We start from the raw sequence: 21768 nt of genomic DNA, 5'->3' as shown, positions 1-21768 counted from the left end.
CGCGCGCCGCTTCCCCGGCAGAAGGATCGCCATGTCCATCCAGCTACTGTTCGGCGCGGCCCTCGCGCCGATGCTTTGGGGCACCACCTACTGGCTGACCACCGAGGTGCTGTGGACCGACCGGCCGCTGACCACGGCGCTGATCCGGCTGTTGCTGCCCGGTCTGCTGCTGGTTGCCGCGCTGCGCTACCGGCCGCAGCCGGGGCAATGGAAGCCGCTGCTGCTGATCAGCCTGCCGAGCATGGCGCTGACCCATGCCTGCCTGTTCTACGCCGCCTCGCGCCTGGCCGGGCCGTTGGCGGCACTGCTGGTATCGACCCAGCCGCTGCTGGTGTGGGGTCTGGCCTGGCTGCTGTTTCGCCAGCGCACCAGCCGGCTGATCAGCGCCGGCGCGCTGCTGGGTTTTTGCGGCATGCTGCTGGTGCTGGTCGCGCCCAGTCGGATGCACTGGGACCTGCCGGCCGCCGCCGCGGCGCTGGCGGCCTCGGCGAGCATGGGCACCGGCACCTTGCTGATGAAACGCTGGAAACTGGACATCCCCGCCCTGCCCTACGTCGGCTGGCAACTCACGCTGGGCGGGCTGATGCTGCTGCCGCTGGCCGCCTGGCTGGAGTTTCCGCTGCCGCTGCCAAATGCCCGCGAGATCGCCGGCTACGGCTTCCTCACCCTGTTCGGCACCCTGCTGCCTTATCTGCTGTGGTTCCGCGCCCTGCCACGCCTGGACCCGGTGCAGCTTTCGGTCTACCTGCTGCTCAGCCCGCTGACCGCCATCTGCCTCGGCTACCTGTTGCTGGACCAGACGCTGACGCCGCTGCAACTCGCCGGTGCGCTGATCGTCTTCGCCGGCATCCTGCTCAGCCAGCGACCAGCCACGACGCCCGCCTCCTCCCGCTGATCGACGGCTTGCGCGGCGCCTCGTCAGGCCAGTCCGCGAAAGCCTTTCACCACTGTGAAACCCCACCTTTCAAGTTGAAAAACAGCGCAGCTCGGCGTGGCTGAGCAACTGCTGCGCGCAACAAATAAATCTTCAATTATCAACCAGATAGAAAAACTTCGCGAAGTTGGCAGCGCAATTGCAATGGTCTGGTCGTGGCTCCAATGCACTTATAAGAGAAACAATATGAGCAAGCCTTTAGAAGGGATAAGGGTCATTGATCTGACCCACATGCTGTCCGGTCCGTATGCGGGCATGATCCTGGCCGACCTTGGTGCCGACACGATCAAGGTGGAGCCGCTGGCAGGCGAAGGTACCCGCGCCCTGCTGGCCAAGGACCCGAACAATTCACTGCACGGCATGGGGGCGTACTTCCTCACCCTCAACCGCAACAAGAAAAGCATCTGCATCGACCTCAAGAGCGAATCCGGTCTGGAGCTGTTCTACGACCTGGTCCGCACCGCCGACGTGGTACTCGACAACTTCAGCGCCGGGGTGACGACCAAGCTGAAGATCGACTTCGCGCACCTTGAGACCATCAACCCGCGCATCGTCACCTGCTCGGTCACCGGCTTCGGCCAGGACGGCCCCAACTACCAGCGCCCGGCCTTCGACCAGGTGGTGCAGGGCATCGGTGGCGGCATGTCGATCACCGGCGAGAATGCCGACAAGCCCACCCGGGCCGGCATTCCGATCGGCGATCTGGGTGGCGGCATGTTCGCCGTCATGGGCGTACTCGCCGCGCTGCAGGCGCGCAACGCCAAGGGCCATGGCCAGCACGTCGATATCTCGATGCTGGACTGCCAGATCAGCATGCTCAACTACATGGCCACCATGTACTTCCTCAGCGGCCAGAACCCCACGCCGCTGGGCAACGGCCACTTCGTCCATGTGCCGTACAACACCTTCAAGACCCAGGACGGCTTCCTCATCGTCGCGGTGATCTTCGACAGCTTCTGGGACAACCTGGTCAACCTGCTCAACATCGAGGCGCTCAAGGACCCGAAGTTCAAGGCCCAGCCCGAACGCCTGGCCAACAAGGTGCTGATCGAAGGCATCCTCAACGAGGTCTTCGCCACCCAGACCACCGACCACTGGGTCGCCCTGCTGAGTTCGGTGCGCGTGCCCTGTGCCCCGGTGAACAACTTCGGCCAGGCGCTGAGCGATCCGCAGATCCTCTACCGCCGCATGGTGGTCGAGATCGAGCACCCCGAGGGCGGCAAGGTCAACGCGCCGGGCAATCCGATCAAGCTTTCGGTGGACGGCGACGACCACTTCAGCCCGCCGCCCCTGCTCGGCCAGCACACCGACGAAGTGCTCAAGACCCTGCTCGGCTACGGCGACGCACGCATCGCGCAGTTGCGCGCCAGCAAGGTGGTGAGGTGAGCCATGAGCGAGCGCATCGTCGTCAATGAAGTCAGCCCGCGCGACGGGCTGCAGAGCCAGGGCAAGACCCTCACCGTCGAGCAGCGCCTGGAAATGATCCAGGCGCTGCTGGCCACCGGCATTCGCAGCATCGAGGTCGGCAGTTTCGTGTCGCCCAAGGCGGTGCCGCAGATGGCCGGCACCGACGCGCTGTTCGCCCGCCTGCCGATGCCCGATCAGGTCGCGTATTCGGCGCTGATCCCCAACGCCAAGGGCTACGAGCTGGCGCGGGCCGCAGGTGCTCGTTCGGTGGCTGTGGTGCTGTCGGCCACCGAGACCATGAACCAGCGCAACATCCGCATGAGTCTCGACGAGACCACCGCCGTATGCCTGGAGCTGATGCAGCAGGCGCGGCGCGACGGCCTCGAGGCGCGCGCCTACGTCGCGGTCGCCTTCGAGTGCCCGTTCGAGGGCGTCACCCCGGCCGAGCGCGTGATCGCTCTCACCCAGCGGCTGTTCGACGCCGGCGCGGACAAGGTCATCATCGCCGACACCATCGGCGCAGCCCATCCGACCAGCGTGCGCGGCGTGCTCGAACCGCTGCGTTCGCTAGGCCTGCAGGAGCGGCTGTCCTGCCACTTCCATGACACCCGCGGCATGGCGCTGGCCAACGTGCTGGCCTCGCTCGACGCCGGCGTGCGCGAGTTCGACAGCTCCATCGGCGGCCTTGGCGGCTGCCCGTTCTCACCAGGAGCGACCGGCAACCTGGCCACCGAGGACCTGGTGCTGATGCTCAACGCCATGGGCCTGGACACCGGGATCGACAGCCTGGCGCTGGTGGACGCGGTGCAGCGGGTGCAGGCACTGACCGAAACCCCGCTCGGCGGCCACAGCTTCCGCTGGCTGCAGCGCCAGCATCAGGCACATCGGGAGGCAACGCATGCTTAAGTCCAGTCTCAGCTGGGCCGGGCGGTTGTCGCCCTGGCTCATCATCGGGGGGCTGTCCTATGCGGCCCTGTTCGTTCAGCCGACGGTCAATCCGCATCCGCTCGACCAGCCGCTGCTGGAAACCCGCGATGCCTTCTTCGATGCCGAAGTGCTGGGCCAGCACTGGTGGGCAGTCGGCCAGAACGGCGCGCTGCTGGAGTCGTCCGACGACGGCCAGAGCTGGCAACGTGCCGAGGTCCCCGGCCGCGACAACCTGCAAGGCATCGCCAGCTCGCCGGATGGCCGCGTGGTGGTGGTTGGCAACCAGGGCCGCGCGTGGGTCCGCCAGGCTGACGGCAGCTGGCAGCAACAGCAGCTGCTGGGCGAGGACTCGGTGGCCAAGCTGCTCGACGTGTCGTTCATCGACGGGCACTTCTGGGCGGTCGGCGAGATGGGCAGCCTGCTGCGCGCCGATGCCGACCTCAGCCAGTGGCAAGCGCTGAGCATCGATGAGGACGTAACCCTCAACAGCATCCGCGCCGGCGCCAACGGCGATCTGTGGATCGCCGCCGAGTTCGGCCGCCTGCTGCACAGCGTCGATCACGGCGAGAGCTGGCGGGTGCAGGAGCTGAGCAGCGAAAGCCTGCGCGCGGTGCACTTCAACGGCGACACCGGCGTCGCCGTCGGCAATCGCGGCGGCGTGTACCTCAGCGAGAACGGCGGCCAGGACTGGCGCGAGCTGCCGCCGTTCACCGAGGAACACCTCTACGACGTGACCTTCCACGAGCAACGCTGGATCGCCACCGGCGACCGCGGCGCGCTCTACCAGACCCGCAATGCCGTGCCCGACCAGGGCTGGCAGCGCTGGAGCCCGGCCAGCCTGGACAAGAGCTACCACAGCCGCCTGGTCAATACCGACCGCGGCGTGCTGCTGGTCGGCAAGCAGGTCGGCCTGCTCGAAGCGCAAGACCTTCGGCTGCTGATCAAGGAGACCCCGTGATGAATAGCGTCAAGAGCTATACCGCGCGTCTGGCCGCCTGGTCCATTCGCAATCGCGTCATGGTCTGCGTGGCCATCGCGCTGGCCACCGTAGCCTTCGCCGCTTCACTGGGCGGCCTGGACATCCGCACCCGCTTCAGCGACATGGTGCCCCACGACCATCCGTACGTGCAGGTGCACCGCAAGTACCAGGACAGCTTCGCGGCCAGCAACCGCGTCACCATCCTGGTCAAGGCGCGCGAGGGGGAAATCTTCGAGCGCGACATCCTCGAGGAGATCCGCCGCATCACCTACGACCTGCAGAAGGTCGAGGGCGTCAACCCGATGCAGATCACCTCGCTGGCGTCGAAGAAGCTCAAGCGCGTCAACGCCTCCAGCGAGGGCATCGAGACGCAGCCGATGATGTGGCCGAACGTGCCGCAGACGCGGGACGAGATCAACGAGCTGCGCCAGGCGGTGCTGAACAACCCGATGGTGTACGGCCTGTACGTGGACCGCGAGCTGAGTTCGGCACTGATCCAGGTGGACTTCTACGACCACCTGGTGGACTACGGCAAGATCTTCCCGCAGATCCAGACGCTGCTCGATGCCTCGCAGGTGCAGGATCAGGTCACGCTGCATCTGGTGGGCGAGCCGATCCTCTATGGCTGGGTGGCGCATTACCTCGGCGAGACCGTCAGCCTGTCGCTGCTGTCGCTGGGCGCAATGCTGGTGCTGCTGTTCGTCTTCAGCCGCACCTGGCGCGGCACCATCCTGCCGCTGCTGGCCGGCCTGGTTTCGGCGATCTGGGCGCTGGGCATCGGCAACCTGCTGGGCTTCAACTTCGACCCGCTGGTGATCGTGGTGGCCTTCATCATCACCGCCCGGGCGCTGTCGCACTCGGTGCAGATGATCACCCGCTTCGACGACCTGACGCTGGGCGGTGAACACGTCGATCCGCGGCGCGCCGCCGAGCAGACCATGAAGGAGCTGTGGCGGCCGAGCATGCTGGGGCTGTATGCCGACGCGGGCGCGATCCTGTGCGTGATCCTCACGCCCATCCCGCTGCTGCAGAAGGTCGCCATCGTCGGTGCGGTGTGGGTGATGACCATCACTGTGTCGGCGGTGTTCCTCACCCCGGCGCTGCTGTCGTTCATCAAGCGTCCGCAGGGCTACGCCCACCCGTTCAACCTGGACGGCTTCATGCGCGCCATTCTGGCCGGTGCCAAGTGGGTGGTGCGCAGCCGTACCCGCTACTACATCGCGCCACTGGTGATCGTGCTGATGGCTGGACTGGTATTCGAGGCCACCCGGCTGACCATCGGCGATGCCAGCGATGGCTCGCCGATCCTCTGGCAGGACTCCTCCTTCAACCAGGACAGCGCGCTGATCAACCGCCTGTACCCCGGCTCCGAGCAGATGTTCGTGGTAATCGAGGGCCAGGAGCTGGACACGCTGAAAACGCCGCAGGTGCTCGACTGGATGCTGCGCTTCTCGCGCTACATGGAACGCCAGGAGGAGATCGGCGGTGCCATTTCCCTGGCCGACATCGTGGTCGACATCCGCCGCAACCTCTACGAAGGCAACCCGCGTTTCCGTGAACTGGGCGGCAGCCAGGTAGAGAACGGCGAGCTGATCAGCTTCTACATGCAGGGCGCCGACCCGGGCGATCTGGCGCAGTTCAGCGATGTGCACTTCAAGAACGGCGCCGTCACCCTGTTCTTCCGCGACCACAAGGGCGACACCCTGCGCAAGGCCACCCACTACGCCAAGGAGTTCATCGCCGAGAACCCCATCGAGGGCGCCGAGGTGAAGCTGGTCGGTGGCGTGCTCGGCATCATCGCGGCGGTCAACGAGATTCTCCTCAGCGACCAGATCGAGGCGGTGGCTCTGGCCTTCCTGGTGGTGGTGCTGTGCTGCCTGGTGGTGTACCGCTCTTCGGTCAGCGGGGTGTTCTTCATCATCCCGGTGGCGATCTCCAACGTCGTCACCTTCGCCTTCATGGCCTGGCAGGACATCGGCATGAGCATCAGCACGCTGCCGGTGGTGGCCCTGGGGATCGGCCTGGGCGTGGACTACGCCTTCTACATCGTCGACTCCATGAAGGAATACCTGGAGAAGCACCCCGACGCCGCTCCGCTGGATGCCGTGCTGCAATCGCTCGGCTCGGCCGGCCGCGGCGTGCTGCTGACGGCCTTCACCCTGGCCGCCGGCGTGCTGTTCTGGTCCTTCTCCTCCCTTCGTTTCCAAGCAGAGATGGGCATGCTGATCGGGCTCTGGCTCATGGTTTCGGCACTCACCTCCCTGTTTGTCATGCCTTCGCTGGCGCTGGTGTTCAAGCCGAAATTCATCTTCGAACACAGCACACCGAAAAAAGCCCAGTCCACCGGGCGCGCGCTAAACCTCGAGCACAATGGAGCGGCTGATAATGAAAAAAAGAATGAAGCACTTAACCCCGTTAGCTAGCGCCGTGATGTTGGCGGCCGGTGTGCACGGGCCGGCAATGGCACAGGACGGTTTCTTCGACAACTGGGAAGTCAGCGGCTACGCGCGCATGCACCTGTCCTGGAACCTCGAGAATCCCTACCTGATGGATGGCGAGGATCCGAACGGCCTGGTCGGCGCGGACCGCAAGGGCAACTACCGCTACGACATGTCGATGGCGCGCAGCATCCTCAAGCTCAACTTGTTCAAGGACTTCGGCGACTCGCAGTTCTTCGTCTCCGGTCGACTGAACCGCGAGTACGAGACCGACTACCTGGAAGACCTTCAGGAGGTGATGGACCAGAACGCACGCTCCGACCTGTTCAGCAACCGCAGCAAGTCGCAGGTCGATCTGATGGACGACGTCTACAACAGCGAAGAGCTGCGCGAGCTGTGGTGGCAGACGAACGTCACCCCGACCACCACGCTGAAGCTGGGCAAGCAGCAGGTGGTCTGGGGCGAGACCGACTTCTTCCAGTCGCTGGATGTGATCCACGGCTACGACCAGCGCATCCGCTCGTTCCTCGAGCCGGAGAACGAGGACGTGCGCAAGCCGCTGTGGATGGTCAACCTGCAGGAGGAATTCAACCAGCTCGGCGGCACCCTGCAGCTGATCTTCATCCCCGGCCAGCTCAACGGCGCGTATGACCGCGGCAACAGCTTCGACCTGGATGGCGGCCGCTGGGCCAACAACCCGAACAAGGGCATCACCTTCCGCACCGCCACCTTCGGCGCCGACGTGCCGTATAACTTCGACCACAAGGACGCCGACATGGACGATCCGTCCTACGGTCTGCGCTGGAAGTCGATGCTCGGCGACTGGGAATACTCGCTGGCCTGGTTCCACGGCCCGTCGGTCAACCCGGTGATCAACCCCAACCCGAACAACCCGCTGGGTGTCGGCGACGCCGCCAGCGGCGCGCAGTTCGGCGGCGCGTACAAGGGTGAATACAACTCGGCCGCGGATTCCACCGTGGGCGAGCTGATCTACCCGTTCGTCAACGTGTTCGGCTTCTCGGCGAACCGCTACATGGAGTCCATCGACTCGGTGTTCTCCACCGAGCTCTCCTACATCCCCGACTCGCCGTACAACTACGGCCTGCAGGCGGGCGAAGCCGGCGGCTGTGCGTTCTTCCCGGGCTTCTGCGGCATCAAGGAGAAGGACGTGGTCAAGACCATGCTGCGCCTGGACAAGCAGGTCGCGCTGCAGCACTTCCTCGGCACCAGCCGGCCGTCGTTCCTCTCGGTGCAGCTGTTCAACACCTGGATCACGGACTACGACCGCGACGACGAACTGGTCAACTCCGCCGGCTTCAGCGGCCGTACCAAGGAGTTTTCCACCATCGCCACCGCGATCCTGGCCATGAACTACGACAACGACCGGATCAACCCGAGTCTGGCCGTGGGTACGGACATGACCTACGGCGGCGCCTTCGTGATTCCGGCCGTGGAGTTCGCCTACGGCGACCACTGGCGGATTCGTGCCGAGGCCGACATCTTCTTCGATGACGAGAGCCAGGACCGTGCTCTGCAAGGCTTCAACAACACCAACCTGTTCGGCTACTTCAACGGCAACGACCAGCTGTCGTTGCGCGTGACTTACAACTTCTAAGACCAGGAGATGAAAACAATGAACATGCGTCTTAGCTGTCTGGCCACTGCATTGGCCCTGTCCAGCGTGCTCACCGCCCATGCCGCCGAGCTAAAGCCCGGCGACCAGATCAACGCCGCCAACCTCGCGCAGCAGCTCGGCAATACCTTCGAAGGCACCGCCATCGCCGACCTGCTCACCGAGCGCATGCAGACCCTGATCCGCGAGGAAGGCCTGAACATCACTCTCAAGGCGTCGCAGCCGGTCACGCTCGGCAAGGACTACATGGCGGCGACCCAGGCCAACGCCGGCAAGGCCAAGTACAACCCCGACACCCGCCAGGTGGAGGGCTGGGTCGCCGGCATACCGTTCCCGGAGGTGAAGGCCGATGATCCCCATGCGGCGGACAAGCTGATCTGGAACCACCATTACGCCCAGCCGGGCAAGAACGTGATGGACTACCCGAAGTTCGCCTACCTGTTCGTCGACGGCAAGAGCGGCCTGGAGCGCAAGCAGGAATGGCGCTTCCTGCGCTATCAGATGAAGGGCCGGCTGGGGGTGGACAACCCGGTCGAGGGCGACGGCAGCATCTTCACCAAGACCCTGCTGTACGCGACCTACCCCTCCGATATCCGTGGCCTGGGCCTGTTCACCATCCGCTACGACTCGCCCAAGCTCGAGGACTCCTGGGCCTACGTGAAGTCGGTGCGCCGCACCCGCCGGCTGTCCGGCGGTACCTGGATGGACCCGATCGGCGGTACCGACCAGCTTAACGACGACATCGAGATATTCAACGCGCACCCCAGCTGGTACCCGGAATACAAGCTGCTCGGCAAGCGCAAGCTGCTGGTCGTGGCCAACTCCACCACCACCCCCTGGGACGCCAAGGCCAAGGGTAACGCCGAGTTCCCCATCGTCGATCTCGACAACGCGCCGCACTGGAACCCCAAGGACGGCTGGGAGCCGCGCGACGTCTGGGTCATCGAGGCGATCACCCCGCCGGAGCACCCCTACGGTCGCAAGGTGATGTACATGGACACCGAGTTCCCGCGCTTCTACCAGGCCGAGGCGTATGACCGCAAAGGCCAGTTCTGGAAGTGGATGAACTACCACCTCAAGACCATCAAGCTGGCCGACGGCGATACTGCGATCACCTCGGCCGCGGGCTTCACCCTGGACTACCAGCGGCGCCACGGCACCGTCTTCATCCTCGGCGAAGGCACCACGATGAACACTCCGGGGATCACCGCGGACAACGTCAACCTGCGCGAACTGGAAAAAATCGCTCGCTAGGGCGCGCGAGGCCTGGTCGTCGCAAAGACGGCCAGGCTCTACAAGAATCAGGAAGCGTTTGGAGAGCAACCATGAGTTTTCGTTTGGGCGTAGACGTGGGCGGTACCTTCACCGACCTGCTACTGATCAATGATGTGACCGGCGAGAGCTTCACCGCCAAGGTCCCATCCACTCCTCACAACCCTTCCGTCGCGGTACTCAACGGCATCGAGCGGATCTGCGGCATCGCCGCCATCGACGCCGCGCAGATCAATTGCGTGATGCACGGCACCACCGTCGCGACCAACGCCATTCTCACCCGCCGCGGCGCCAAGGTCGGACTGGTGACCACCCGCGGCTACAAGCAGGTGCTGCACATCGCCCGTTCCTTCGTGCCGGGCGGGCTGGGTGGCTGGGTCATCTGGAACAAGGGCGAGCTGCTGGCGCCGCTGGAGCTGACCATCGAGGCCGACGAGCGCATGGGCGCCGACGGTAGCGTGGTCCGGCCGCTGGACCGCGAGGCGATCCGCCAGGAACTCGCGCGGCTGGCCGCAGCCGGCATCGAGGCGCTGACCATCAGCCTGGTCAACGCCTACGTCAACGGCGAACACGAGCGCGAGATCATGGCGATCGCCAGCGAGGTGATGCCGCACATTCCCGTGTCGCTGTCCTCGGAAGTCGTACCGGAGATGCAGGAGTACGAGCGCACCGAAACCACCGTGGTCAACAGCTACGTGCGGCCGGAGGTGGAGCGCTACATCGGCCATCTGCAGAACGAGCTGGACCGGCGCATCGGCGGCCACGCGCAGCTCTCCATCCTGCGCTCCGATGGCGGCCTGGCCACCAGCCAGTCGGCGGCCAACACCCCGGTCAACCTGCTGCTGTCGGGACCTGCCGGCGGTGTCGCCGGGGCGATCTGGTTCTGCTCGCGCGGCGGCTTCGACCGCGTACTGACCTTCGACGTCGGCGGCACCTCCACCGACGTGGCGCTGATCGATGGCAACCAGGCGCGCATCCGCCGCGAAACCCGCGTCGGCGACGTGGCCGTGCGCGCACCGTCGGTAGACGTGCGTACCGTCGGCGCTGGCGGCGGCTCGATCGCCAGCGTGCCGGAGCTGACCCGCGCCCTGCGCGTCGGCCCGGAAAGCGCCGGCGCCGTGCCCGGCCCGGCGGCTTACGATCGCGGTGGCGAGCAGGCCACTGTGACCGATGCCAACGTCGTGCTCGGCTACCTGCCGGCGGTGCAGAAACTCGGCGGCGATTTCCAGGTTCGCCATGACTTGGCCACCGCTGCGGTACAGCGGGTCGCCGATGCCATGGGCGTGTCGCTGTTCGACGCTGCCGAAGGGATCGTGCGGCTGGCTAACGAACACATGTACGGCGCCCTGCGCCTGATCAGCGTCGAGCAGGGCTACGACCCGCGCGACTTCGCGCTCTGCGGCTTCGGCGGCGCCGGTCCGCTGCATGCCAATGCGATGGGCATCCTGATGAACGCCTGGCCGGTGATCATCCCGCCGGGGCCGGGCGTGCTCTGCGCCTACGGCGACGCCACCACGCGGGTCAAGGACGAGGCGTCGCGCTCGATCATCCGCCGCCTGAGCGAGCTCGACCTGGACGAAGTGATGCAGACCCTCGATCAGCTGAGCAGCCAGGTGAGCCAGTCGCTGGCCAGCCAGGGCGTCGAGCCGCATCTGCAACAGCTGAACTATCAGGCCGACGTGCGCTACCAGGGCCAGGCCTTGCAGCTGACCTTGGAAGTGGACCGCGAACGGCTGGCCAGCGAGGGACTGCAGGTGATCACCGGCGCGTTCGATGCCGAACACGAGCAGCTGTTCAGCTTCTCGCTCGGCGATTCCCACGAGCTGATCAACCTGCGGGCGATCGCCCGTGCGCCGCGTCCGCAGATCACCGAGCGCCAGTACGAAGGCAGCGCGCCGGACCTCGCCGCGGCGGTCAGCGGCCAGAGCCCGATCTACTACGCCGGCAACAACTACAGCGCCACGCTCTATGACCGCGCCAGACTGGCACCCGGCCTGGTCGTGACCGGCCCCGCCATCGTCATGGAGATGGATTCCACCACCGTTGTGTTCCCAGGTTACGAAGCGGCGGTTGACCGCGTCGGCAACCTGCTGATCCGGCCGCAGGAGTAAGCATCATGGTTGCGCGTATCACCCAGACCAATAACACCCCTTTCGAACGCGTAGCGGTGGACAGCATCACCATCGACATCGTCGAGAACGCGCTGAGCAACGCCCGTCACGAGATGGACGCGGTGCTGTTCCGCACCGCCATGAGCCCGGGCATCCGCGAGCAGGGCGATGCCTTCCCGCTGATCGCCACCAACGAAGGCAAGATGATCGTCGGCCAGTTCGGCTCGTTCATCACCGGCTTCCTGGAGAGCTACACCGGCGAGATCGAGGAAGGCGACATCTTCCTCACCAACGACCCCTACCTGTGCAACGGCGCCGTGAGTCACCTGCCGGACTGGCTGGTGCTGATGCCGATCTTCAAGGATGGCCGCGTCATCAACTATTCGGCCATGTTCGGCCACATGTCCGATGTCGGCGGCAAGGTGCCCGGCTCGCTGCCGACCAATGCCGCCTCGATCTGGGAGGAAGGCATCCGCATTCCGCCAGTCAAGCTGTACCGCAAGGGCGTGATGAACAGCGACATGCTCGACGTCATCCTGCACAACGTGCGCCTGCCGCGCTGGAACCGCTCGGACCTCAACGCCATCGTCGCCGCCTGCCGTACCGCCGGCAAACGCTGCGTGGAACTGGCCGAGCGCTTCGGCGACGACATCTTCTACAGCGCCCAGCAGGAAATGCTCGACCGCACCCGCCGCGCGATGAAGGAGGTCATCCAGCGCGTGGTGCCGGAGCAGCGTCAGGTGTTCGAGGACTACATCTGCGACGACGGCGCCGGACTCGGGCCCTACACCCTGCGCTGCGCCCTGTGGCGCGAGGGCGAGAAAGCGATCTTCGACTTCACCGGCACCGATCCGCAGGCGCCGTCGTCGGTGAACTTCTACCTCAACGAGGAGATGTTCAAGATCTTCTTCGGCGCGCTGACCATCAGCCTGTTCGACCCGGCGATCCTGCTCAACGACGGCTTCTACGACCTGGTTGAAGTACGCATCCCGCAGGGCTCGCTGCTCAAGCCGAATTTCCCCGCCGCGCTGTCCTGCCGGACCCACGCGCTGGGACGCATCTTCGACATGATGAGCGGCCTGCTCGGCCAGGGCGCGCCGGATGCAATGAACGCCGCGGGCTTCTCCGATTCGCCGCACTTCATGTACTCGGGCTACGACAAGAACGGCGAATGGTTCCAGCTGTTCCAGATCGGCTTCGGCGGTATTCCGGGGCGGCCGGCCGGCGACGGCGCCGATGGCCACTCGCTGTGGCCGGGTTTCACCAACGTGCCCAACGAGTTCGTCGAGGCCTACTTCCCGCTGCGCATCGAAAGCTACGAGACCTTGGCGGATACCGGCGGCGCCGGCCTGCATCGCGGCGGCAACGGCCTGCGGGTCAGCTATCGCATGCTGGCCGATGGCGAGATTTCCATCCACGATGACCGCTGGCTGACCTATCCGTGGGGCGTGAGTGGTGGCGAGCCGGGCGAGCGCAGCCGCAAGGAACTGCTGCGCGCCGACGGCACCCGCCAGATGCTGCCGTCCAAGTGCGACAACATCCGGGTCAGCGCCGGCGACCTGCTGCTGTTCGACACCTGGGGCGGCGGCGGCTGGGGCGATCCGTTCAAGCGCGACCCGGCCAAGGTGCTGACCGACGTGCGGCGCGGGCTGGTCAGCGTCGACGGCGCGCGCCGCTATGGCGTGGTGATCGTCAACGATGCCGTGGATCAGGCCGCGACCGACGAACTGCGCGCTGCCTTGATCGATGCCCGTGGCCCGGTGCCGCTGTTCGATCGCGGTGGCAGCCTGGAGGAGCTCAAGGCGCGCTGCCTGGAAGAAACCGGCCTGCCCGCCCCCGCCACGCCGACCTGGAGCTGAGCCATGTCCTTGCAATCTTCCGAGCTGCAGGCTGCCGGCCGTTACGCGCTGGTGCTGGTGGACCTCAGCCTGGGGTTCACCGACCCCGGCCTGAGCCCGCTGGCCAGCGACTGTCCGCAGGTGATCGAGGCTAACCGGCAACTGCTGGAGGCCTTCCGCCGGCGCGGCTGGCCGGTGTTCTTCACCACCGTGGCCTACGACAACCCGGACCAGGCGCGGGTATTCCGCGAGAAGCTGCCGAGTCTGAATGTGCTCGCCGCCGGCAGCCGGCTGGTGGAGATCGACCCGCGCCTGGCACCGCGCGACGGCGAGCCGATCGTGGTCAAGCACTGGGCCAGCGCGTTCTTCGGTACCGAACTGAAGGCCATGCTGGATGCCGCGGGTGTCGACGGGGTGATGGTGACCGGACTGACCACCAGCGGCTGCGTGCGCGCTACGGCGGTGGACGCCCTGCAACACGACCTGCGCGTGCTGATTCCCGAGCAGGCCGTGGGCGACCGCAACCCGGCCGCGCATCAGGCCAACCTGTTCGACCTGCAGCTGAAGTACGCCGATGTGCGACCGCTGGAGCACTGCCTTGCGTTACTGGCGTGAAACCGGCTGCGCGGCCCTGGCCCTGCTGGCCGGCTGCGCGGGGGAGCGGCAGGCGATCGACAGTTCGCCGATCGTCAGCCAATCCCCCGCCTGCCGGGCCTACTCCCAGGCCTGGGTCGAACACTTTCGCGCCAACGTCGCCGCGCTGGAGGATCGGCGCGACGAAGCGGCGCGCACCCAACTGGTACAGGCCCGCACACGGCTGCGACAGCTGGAAACCGACGAGGCCTGCTACCGGCCCTATTGCCTGATCCAGCCCAGGTCCGAAGGACGACTCGATGCCTACTGCGGGTACAAGGTGCCCGACTCCAGCGGCGCCGAACTCTACCGGTGGATTCCCTGGTCCAACTTGAACTGAACCCTGACAGAGGACGATAACGTGGGAGCGCAGACACTCTACGACAAGCTGTGGGCGCGCCACCGGGTGGACGAACTGCCCGATGGCTCCACGCTGCTGTATATCGACCGGCACCTGCTGCACGAGGTGACGTCTCCGCAGGCGTTTTCCAACCTGCGCCTGGCCGGACGCAAACCCTGGCGGCTGGACACCAGCCTGGCTACGCCGGACCACAATGTTCCGACGCTCAGCCGTGAGCAAGGCGTCGAGGGCGTCAGCGACGTCATCGCCCGGCAGCAGATCGCCACGTTGGAACGCAACAGCCGCGAATTTGGCGTGCCGCTGTTTCCCCTCAACGACGTGCGCCAGGGCATCGTGCATGTCGTCGGCCCCGAGCAGGGCCTGACACTACCGGGCACCACCCTGGTCTGCGGCGACTCGCATACCGCCACCCACGGCGCGCTCGCCGCGCTTGCCCACGGCATCGGCAGCAGCGAGGTGGAGCATGTGCTGGCTACCCAGACGCTGCGCAGCCGCAAGCAGAAGAACTTCCGCATCCAGGTGAACAACCGCTTGGGCCTGGGCGTCACCGCCAAGGACCTGGCCCTGTACATCATCGGCCGGATCGGCACGGCCGGCGCCACCGGGCACGCCATCGAGTTCTGCGGCGAGGCGATTCGCGCGCTGAGCATGGAAGCGCGCATGACGCTGTGCAACATGAGCATCGAGGCCGGCGCCCGCGTGGGCCTGGTGGCGTACGACGACAAGACCGAGGCCTACGTGAAGGGGCGACCGCTGGCACCGTGCGGCGCGCACTGGGAGCAGGCCATCACCTACTGGCGCACCCTGCATTCCGATGCCGAGGCGCAGTTCGACCGCGAACTGGAAATCGATGCCGCCGAGGTCCGCAATCAGGTGAGCTGGGGCACCTCGCCCGAGCAGGTGGCCGCCATCGACGGCCGCATCCCGACCCTGGATCAGGCCCGCGACGCCCTGCAGCGCGCCGACTGGGAGCGCGCGCTGCGCTACATGGGCCTCGAACCCGGCCAGCCGCTGGCGGGCATTCCGGTTGACCGCATCTTCATCGGCTCCTGCACCAACGCCCGCATCGAGGACTTGCGCGCCGCCGCCGAGGTGTTGCGTGGGCGCACCGTTCACGAGCGGGTCCGCCAGGCTCTGGTCGTGCCGGGCTCCGGTCTGGTGCGCCTGCAGGCCGAGCGCGAGGGGCTGGATCGCATCTTCAAGGCCGCCGGATTCGAGTGGCGCTCACCCGGTTGCTCCATGTGCCTGGGCATGAACGCCGACCGCCTCAATCCCGGCGAACGCTGCGCGGCCACGTCCAACCGCAACTTCGAGGGGCGTCAGGGCAAGGGCGGCCGCACCCATCTGATGTCACCGGCGATGGCCGCGGCGGCCGCGGTGATGGGCGAACTCACGGACCTGGGGAGCTTTTGAGATGCAGCCATTGAGCGAACACGAAGGTGTGATCATCCCCTTCAACCGCGCCAACATCGATACCGACCTGCTGCTGCCCAAGCAGTACCTCAAGAGCCTGGAGGCCCGTGGATTCGGCGATTTCCTCTTCGACGACGAGCGTTACCTGGACCCCGGCGAGATCGACACGCCGATCGCCAGCCGCCGGCGCAACCCGGCATGTATCTTGAATAACCCTCCGTGGGATAAGGGTAGCGTGGTGCTGGCCCAGGCCAACTTCGGCTGCGGCTCCAGCCGCGAACACGCGGTGTGGGCCTTGCGGGACTTTGGCGTGCGGGTCGTGATAGCGCCCAGCTTCGGGGATATCTTCCGTAACAACTGCTTCAACAACGGGGTACTTCCGTTACAGCTGGCGCAGCAAGACGTGGATACGCTGTTCACCATCGTGCAAAGCCAGCCCGGCATCTGCGCGCAGGTCAGCGTCAGCGAACGCAGGCTGCGCGTCGGGGAGCTTGAACTGGACTTCGAGCTGGAGGAAGGGCGGCGCCAGCGCCTGCTGCAGGGACTGGACGAAATCGGCGAAACACTGGCTTTTGCAGACCGGATCAAAGCGTACGAGAACATGCGAAAGGCGGAGGAACCCTGGCTGTTCAAAGGGTGAATGCATCGCGACCAATACTAAGAACAAGAGGTGCGCTGTGGAGTTTGCGAACGAAGAACTGGAACGGGTGAAGATCTGCTTCATCGGCAATTCGAAGGTCAGTCGTCTGGTACACAGCCTGATCCCGGAATTCGAATCGCTGGCGAACATCACCATCGTCGACAACATTTTCAACGATGCGGTGCGCGTGGCCCGCGAGCTGGTCGAGCGCCAGGAGGTGGACATTTTCGCCAGCGCCGGCGCCAACGCCTTCTACCTGCAGGACACCCTGCCCGTCCCGGTGCTGGCGCTGAAGGTCGAGCAATCGGACCTGATCCACGCCTTCCTCACCGCGCGCCGCGTTGCCGACAAGGCGCTGCTGCTGACCTACGAGCGCCAGGAAGCCAATATCGAACTGCTGCGCCTGTTCGGCGGCATGGAGCTGATCCACCGCACCTACAGCACGGCCGAACAGGCTCACGAGATCTTCCACAGCCTGCGCGCCGAAGGCATCGGCGCGGTTATCGGTTCCAGCTATGTCTGCGACCTGGCCGACCAATGGAAGCTCGAATCGGTGCTGGTCTACTCTCGCGAATCCTGCCGCAACCTGCTGCGCAAGGCGATCCGCCACGCCGGGCTGTACAAGCGCGAACGCCAGCAGGCGGCCACCGAGCAATTCCTGCTGGAGCAGAACCCCAATCCGCAGGTCGTCACCAACCGCAACGGCGTGGTGGTGGCCTGGAACAGCGCTGCACAGAGCCTGATCCCCGGTCTGCCCAAACGTCGTCGTCTGAATGGCATCCTCGACTCGCGCGTGCTCGAAGCCGAGAGCCTCAGCGCCGAGGGTCTGCTGCTCGGCGACCGCCTGTGCACGCTGAACAAGGTCCCCTTCGACGTGGATGGCGAAGGCGTCGGCTCGCTCTATGTGTTCTATCCGCAGCCGCTGGCCCAGCCCAGCGACCAACAGCGCCGGCTGGTCTACCAATCCAGCCGCATGGTCGAAATGCAGAGCCAACTGATGCTCTACGGCTCCACCCCGGGCACGGTACTGTTGCGCGGCGAGACCGGCACCGGCAAGGAACTGGCGGCGCGACAGATCCATACCGCCAGCAGCAACGCCGCGGGCCCGTTCGTGGCGATCAACTGCGCAGCGATCCCCGCGGAGCTGTTCGAGTCCGAGCTGTTCGGCTATGCCGACGGTGCCTTCACCAGCGCCAAGAACGGCGGCAAGTCCGGCCTGCTCGAGAGCGCCAACAACGGCACCTTCTTCCTCGACGAGATCAACTCGATGCCGCTGCCGCAGCAGGCCAAGCTGTTACGTGTGCTGCAGGAACGCGAGGTGCGGCCGGTCGGTGCCAAGCGCGCCATCGCGCTGAACATCAAGTTCGTGGTGGCGTGCAACACCGACCTGCAGGCCGAAGTCCGCGCCGGGCGCTTCCGCGAGGACCTTTACTACCGCCTGAGCACGTTTGTCATCGTGCTGCCGCCGCTGCGCGAGCGCATGGAAGACATTCCGCTGCTCACCGAATACCTGGTCCGTCGCGCCGGCCAGCGCTACGCGGTGGACGTCGATCCGGCAGACATGGCGCGCGCGCTGACCCCGGTATTCCGCCGCTACAACTGGCCCGGCAACGTACGCCAGCTGGAAAACATCATCGAGCGGCTGGTGGTCTCCCTGCGCCTCTATGGCAGCAGCGACGCGCTGGTCGAAGCCATGCCACGACTGGCGCCGGAATTGTTCAACCCGATCAGCGAGGTGGACGAAGGCGGCCATCTGCACCAGGTCGAGCAGGAGGAGATCGTCAAAGCGCTCCAGCAGTTCGGTGGCAACAAGAGTCTCGCCGCCGAATACCTGGGCATCAGCCAGACCACGCTGTGGCGCCGCCTCAAGCGCATCGCCGGCGAAGTGAGCCATCCATGAAGAAGACCGCGATACAACCGCTGCCCGATCCCTTCGCGCCGTTTGCCCTGTCGCCGGGCATCGCCTATGGCGACCTGCTGTTCATTTCCGGGCAGGCAGCGCTGGACGCGCAGGGCCGAATCGTGGGCGAAGGCGACTTCATCGCCCAGGCCGAATGCGCCTTCGGCAACCTTGCGCGCGTGCTGGAAACCGCGGGCGCCACCCTGGACGACGTGCTGAAGGTCACCCTCTTCGTCACCGACATGGCCTGCTTCCCCGACGTCGTCGCGCTGCGTAAGCGCTTCTTCCGCCCGCCCTACCCGGCCGATTCGATTGTCCAGGTCAGCGCGCTGGCGTTGCCGGGGCTGCTGTTCGAGATCGAGGCCATCGCAGCCCGCCCTCGGCAGGCGGACCACTAGCCGCCCGGAACCGCCTGGCCACGCCACTTAGCGAGGCGCGGCCAGCGCAGACTGGTGCGGCGGCAACAGTCAGTCCATCGGGAGGGGCCAAGCTACCCAGCCACGCGCTGGGCTGTACGGCGCACCAGCCTTCAACACTCGTTTCAGAGGTCGGATTTAGCGTTCGTAGCGGAACGCGAGAAACGCCAAATGTTCTTCCTGCAAAAACACTTTGAAAGCCTGCCAAAGCGGGCTGCGATAGCGCTCAGGGTGCCAGACGACCGAGAAAGTGCGGCTCAGTGGCGGTGGGCTATCCCGCTCCGGTAGACATCCCCGGCCTAAGCTTTGAGCATAGGAGGAAGTTATGAGCACCCAACGATTTACCTCCGGAATTCAAGGCCGAGGCCGTCAGGCAGGTAGTTGAGCGTGGATATTCAGTAGCAGAAATCGCCGCGCGCCTCGGCGTCTACGGGTTCTACCCCGTTTCCACGGACGGTTTGAAAAGGGCTGAAAACTTCAGATCTTGCCTGGCGACTCTACGACGCATTCGTGGGTTATGAAACCGCTCGATGTAGTCGAATAAATCCGCCCGTGCTTCATCACGAGTTCGATACGACTGATGGGCAACCCGCTCCCGTTTGAGCTGACCGAAGAAGCCTTCACAGGCTGCGTTGTCGCCGCAATGCCCGACGGCACTCATGCTGCAGACCAGCGTGTTGCGATTCAGAAAGCGCTGGTAGTCGGTGCTGGTGAATTGGCTACCGCGATCCGAATGCAGGATTACTGACCAGTCACCCTGGCGCTGCCAAATCGCCATCTCCACTGCTCGAATCACCATCTGCCGATCCTGGCGGTGATGCATCGACCAACCGATCACCAGCTTGCTGTACAAGTCGAGCACCACACATAGGAAAAGCTTGCCTTCCAGTGTGGCTATTTCCGTGATGTCCGTGACCCACTTGCGCTCCGGCTCCTGCGCGGTGAAATCGCGCTCCAGCAGGTTTTTCACGCCTGCTGGGCGGCCACTGACGGCTCTTCCAAAGCCACGTCGTTTCCGGCGTGGCCAGCCTTGAATTCGCTCAGCCGCCATCAGGCGAGCAACTCGGTTCAGGCTGACGACTTCGCCCTCGTCGAGCAAATCCTCGTGCATTCGTGGCGCTCCAATCACGCCCCGGCTGTCCTCGTGAATCTCCCGAATGCGCTTCACCAAGCGCGCATTCTCCTGAGCTCGCGCACTTGGTTCACGATCCTGCCAGGCGTAATAGCCGCTGGCAGAAACCTTCAGGCAACGGCACATCAATCGTACCGGGTACTCGTTGCGGCAGCGCTGGATCACCGTGTACCGCTCGATGACTCCTTGGCAAAGTACGCTGCCGCGTCTCTTAAAAAATCACGTTCCTTGGTTACTCGGGCCAACTCGCGCTTGAGACGGGCAAGCTCCTCATCCCGCGGACTTCCCGTTCCAGGGAAGACTTTCTCAGTGCCTGGTTGCGCCTCCCGAACCCAGCGGGTGAGCAGGTTGGGAGCCACACCAATCTCTAGGGCCACCTGTCGGCAGCTGGCCCCTGAACGACGAACCAGCTCGATGGCTTCCCGCTTGAACTCGGGACTGTATTTCTTGCGCTTCATGAACACTCCTTCAGCTCGGTGTGAGCTTACTTGAAAGTGTCCGTGCTAACGGGGTAGAACCCGCCCAAGTCGGCACGCGCCAAAGACGATCAGCGCTTGCTGGGTTTGATCAAGCACTCCTAGCTTGAGAGCGGTGGCGTCTACGGCTATCGCAAGATCCATGCAGATCTGCGCGAGTTGGGCGAAGGCTGCGGACGGCATCGAGTAGCCAGGCTGATGCGTGCAGAAGGATTGCGCTCGCAGACCGGCTACCGTCGGCGCCCCGGCTATTATGGTGGCAAGCCGACGGTGGCCTCGCCCAACCGCCTGGAGCGGCAGTTCAATGTCAGTGAGCCAAACAAGGTCTGGCTTACCGACATCACTTACATCCGCACGTATGAGGGCTGGTTGTACTTGGCGGTGGTGCTGGATTTGTTTTCACGCCAAGTGAGTGGCTGGTCGATGAAGCCACGGATGTGCAGCGACCTGGCCATTGATGCATTGCTGATGACGGTCTGGCGACGCAAGCCCAAACAGGAAGTGATGATTCACTCCGACCAGGGCAGCCAGTTCAGCAGTTCGGACTGGCAGAGCTTTCTCAAGGCTAACAACCTGGTCAGCGGCATGAGTCGCCGTGGCAACTGTCATGACAATGCCGTGGCCGAGAGCTTCTTCCAGCTGCTCAAGCGTGAGCGGATCAAGCGCAGGATTTACGGCAACCGGGATGAGACACGAAGCGATGTGTTCGATTACATCGAGATGTTTTACAACCCCAAGCGGCGACAATGGTTTCGCCGAGAAGCTGTCGCCAGTAGAGTTCGAGCGACGTTATTTTCTGAGGCAGGACGGTCTCTAGAAAAGTCGAGGCTATTCAGACATTACCTAATGCACCGCTACGCTGGACTAGATCGCATTAGCCATGGACTACTCCTGCCGTGGCCGATCAAAAACTTAGGCAGCTGCTCTAGATAACCTGAGCGCAAATCCCTGCATAAGCTGGCGCAGAAAACCACCAGGCTGATGAGGGGCGGCTCTTTTCAGGAAAAGAACGAGCGCATTCCCTCGTATCCTGGCCGGCATCTTGGCACGCCGCGCTCGGTCACTCGACATTTCTTGCGCGCAAAGACAAACCCCCGATCCGCATAAGCAGATCGGGGGTTTGGGATAGAAGCTTGACGATGACCTACTCTCACATGGGGAGACCCCACACTACCATCGGCGATGCGTCGTTTCACTACTGAGTTCGGGATGGGATCAGGTGGTTCCAACGCTCTATGATCGTCAAGCAATTCGGTTG

The 21768-nt window shown here is 64.7% G+C and carries 16 protein-coding genes, 1 rRNA gene and 2 pseudogenes; 17 read left to right on the top strand and 2 right to left on the bottom strand.

The features are described from left to right. The first annotated feature begins 31 nt into the window (after positions 1-31). The 16 genes and pseudogenes from AC0ZJQ_RS08425 to AC0ZJQ_RS08350 form a co-directional block, all read left to right on the top strand. Positions 32-895: a DMT family transporter gene (locus AC0ZJQ_RS08425; protein WP_102828290.1), complete on the top strand. Its 864-nt coding sequence runs from the start codon at positions 32-34 to the stop codon at positions 893-895. A 225-nt stretch (positions 896-1120) separates the two neighbouring features. Then, positions 1121-2320 (top strand): CaiB/BaiF CoA transferase family protein, encoded by a 1200-nt coding sequence (locus AC0ZJQ_RS08420; RefSeq protein ID WP_314020116.1) that lies wholly within the window; start codon positions 1121-1123, stop codon positions 2318-2320. Between the two features lie 3 nt (positions 2321-2323). Beyond that, positions 2324-3247, top strand: coding sequence for a hydroxymethylglutaryl-CoA lyase (locus AC0ZJQ_RS08415; RefSeq protein ID WP_314020115.1), 924 nt, complete (start codon positions 2324-2326; stop codon positions 3245-3247). Beyond that, a complete protein-coding gene (locus tag AC0ZJQ_RS08410; protein WP_417520215.1) occupies positions 3240-4226 on the top strand; it encodes a WD40/YVTN/BNR-like repeat-containing protein in 987 nt (328 codons plus the stop codon). The genes AC0ZJQ_RS08415 and AC0ZJQ_RS08410 overlap by 8 nt, the downstream gene beginning before the upstream one ends. Continuing rightward, positions 4226-6670, top strand: coding sequence for an efflux RND transporter permease subunit (locus AC0ZJQ_RS08405; RefSeq protein ID WP_237264825.1), 2445 nt, complete (start codon positions 4226-4228; stop codon positions 6668-6670). Before AC0ZJQ_RS08410 ends, AC0ZJQ_RS08405 begins: the two co-directional genes overlap by 1 nt. A gap of 37 nt (positions 6671-6707) precedes the next feature. Then, positions 6708-8300, top strand: coding sequence for a DUF1302 family protein (locus tag AC0ZJQ_RS08400; protein WP_476477666.1), 1593 nt, complete (start codon positions 6708-6710; stop codon positions 8298-8300). Positions 8301-8318: 18 nt separating this feature from the next. Further along, positions 8319-9572, top strand: a complete 1254-nt coding sequence (locus tag AC0ZJQ_RS08395) for a DUF1329 domain-containing protein (protein WP_197931610.1) — start codon at positions 8319-8321, stop codon at positions 9570-9572. Positions 9573-9643: 71 nt separating this feature from the next. Continuing rightward, positions 9644-11701, top strand: coding sequence for a hydantoinase/oxoprolinase family protein (locus AC0ZJQ_RS08390; RefSeq protein ID WP_476477665.1), 2058 nt, complete (start codon positions 9644-9646; stop codon positions 11699-11701). Positions 11702-11706: 5 nt separating this feature from the next. Further along, entirely contained in the window at positions 11707-13560 is a 1854-nt protein-coding gene (locus AC0ZJQ_RS08385; RefSeq protein ID WP_237264828.1) for a hydantoinase B/oxoprolinase family protein, read from the top strand. A 3-nt stretch (positions 13561-13563) separates the two neighbouring features. Beyond that, positions 13564-14154, top strand: coding sequence for an isochorismatase family protein (locus AC0ZJQ_RS08380; protein ID WP_237264829.1), 591 nt, complete (start codon positions 13564-13566; stop codon positions 14152-14154). Further along, entirely contained in the window at positions 14138-14512 is a 375-nt protein-coding gene (locus AC0ZJQ_RS08375; RefSeq protein WP_237264830.1) for an isopropylmalate isomerase, read from the top strand. The genes AC0ZJQ_RS08380 and AC0ZJQ_RS08375 overlap by 17 nt, the downstream gene beginning before the upstream one ends. Positions 14513-14533: 21 nt before the next feature. Then, positions 14534-15946 carry a 3-isopropylmalate dehydratase large subunit gene (gene leuC / locus AC0ZJQ_RS08370; protein WP_102828279.1) on the top strand — a complete coding sequence of 471 codons (1413 nt, stop codon included), beginning with the start codon at positions 14534-14536 and terminating at the stop codon, positions 15944-15946. A gap of 1 nt (position 15947) precedes the next feature. Continuing rightward, entirely contained in the window at positions 15948-16586 is a 639-nt protein-coding gene (leuD, locus tag AC0ZJQ_RS08365; RefSeq protein WP_314020110.1) for a 3-isopropylmalate dehydratase small subunit, read from the top strand. Between the two features lie 37 nt (positions 16587-16623). After that, complete coding sequence (locus AC0ZJQ_RS08360) at positions 16624-18486, top strand: sigma 54-interacting transcriptional regulator (RefSeq protein WP_237264832.1); 1863 nt, start codon at positions 16624-16626, stop codon at positions 18484-18486. Beyond that, on the top strand, positions 18483-18884 hold the full coding sequence (locus tag AC0ZJQ_RS08355) for a RidA family protein (protein WP_314020109.1): 402 nt from the start codon (positions 18483-18485) through the stop codon (positions 18882-18884). The genes AC0ZJQ_RS08360 and AC0ZJQ_RS08355 overlap by 4 nt, the downstream gene beginning before the upstream one ends. 343 nt (positions 18885-19227) lie before the next feature. Next, positions 19228-19330: pseudogene (locus tag AC0ZJQ_RS08350) on the top strand (transposase); the annotation flags it as partial. An 8-nt stretch (positions 19331-19338) separates the two neighbouring features. Here the strand turns inward: AC0ZJQ_RS08350 and AC0ZJQ_RS08345 are convergent. Continuing rightward, positions 19339-20492 (bottom strand): IS3 family transposase gene (locus tag AC0ZJQ_RS08345; RefSeq protein WP_476477637.1). Its coding sequence is split into 2 segments (ribosomal slippage): positions 19339-20255 and positions 20255-20492, totalling 1155 coding nucleotides; the frame shifts between segments, so codons are not numbered across the junction. Positions 20493-20555: 63 nt separating this feature from the next. Here AC0ZJQ_RS08345 and AC0ZJQ_RS08340 point away from each other — a divergent pair. After that, positions 20556-21327, top strand: a pseudogene (locus tag AC0ZJQ_RS08340) (IS3 family transposase); the annotation flags it as partial. A gap of 314 nt (positions 21328-21641) precedes the next feature. Here the strand turns inward: AC0ZJQ_RS08340 and rrf are convergent. Next, a 5S ribosomal RNA gene (gene rrf, locus AC0ZJQ_RS08335) occupies positions 21642-21757 on the bottom strand. Positions 21758-21768 lie beyond the last annotated feature (11 nt).

It is taken from the genome of Stutzerimonas sp. 21-1, from assembly GCF_056336065.1.
The sequence above is the reverse complement of the archived record's forward strand: the minus strand, read 5'-3'. Positions and strand labels throughout refer to the sequence as shown.

What these genes read in the sequence shown, in the direction of transcription:
- AC0ZJQ_RS08425 (WP_102828290.1), top strand. Translation starts at nt 32, where the DNA reads ATGTCCATCCAGCTACTGTTCGGCGCGGCCCTCGCGCCGATGCTTTGG.
- AC0ZJQ_RS08420 (WP_314020116.1), top strand. Translation starts at nt 1,121, where the DNA reads ATGAGCAAGCCTTTAGAAGGGATAAGGGTCATTGATCTGACCCACATG.
- AC0ZJQ_RS08415 (WP_314020115.1), top strand. Translation starts at nt 2,324, where the DNA reads ATGAGCGAGCGCATCGTCGTCAATGAAGTCAGCCCGCGCGACGGGCTG.
- AC0ZJQ_RS08410 (WP_417520215.1), top strand. Translation starts at nt 3,240, where the DNA reads ATGCTTAAGTCCAGTCTCAGCTGGGCCGGGCGGTTGTCGCCCTGGCTC.
- AC0ZJQ_RS08405 (WP_237264825.1), top strand. Translation starts at nt 4,226, where the DNA reads ATGAATAGCGTCAAGAGCTATACCGCGCGTCTGGCCGCCTGGTCCATT.
- AC0ZJQ_RS08400 (WP_476477666.1), top strand. Translation starts at nt 6,708, where the DNA reads ATGGCACAGGACGGTTTCTTCGACAACTGGGAAGTCAGCGGCTACGCG.
- AC0ZJQ_RS08395 (WP_197931610.1), top strand. Translation starts at nt 8,319, where the DNA reads ATGAACATGCGTCTTAGCTGTCTGGCCACTGCATTGGCCCTGTCCAGC.
- AC0ZJQ_RS08390 (WP_476477665.1), top strand. Translation starts at nt 9,644, where the DNA reads ATGAGTTTTCGTTTGGGCGTAGACGTGGGCGGTACCTTCACCGACCTG.
- AC0ZJQ_RS08385 (WP_237264828.1), top strand. Translation starts at nt 11,707, where the DNA reads ATGGTTGCGCGTATCACCCAGACCAATAACACCCCTTTCGAACGCGTA.
- AC0ZJQ_RS08380 (WP_237264829.1), top strand. Translation starts at nt 13,564, where the DNA reads ATGTCCTTGCAATCTTCCGAGCTGCAGGCTGCCGGCCGTTACGCGCTG.
- leuD (WP_314020110.1), top strand. Translation starts at nt 15,948, where the DNA reads ATGCAGCCATTGAGCGAACACGAAGGTGTGATCATCCCCTTCAACCGC.
- AC0ZJQ_RS08355 (WP_314020109.1), top strand. Translation starts at nt 18,483, where the DNA reads ATGAAGAAGACCGCGATACAACCGCTGCCCGATCCCTTCGCGCCGTTT.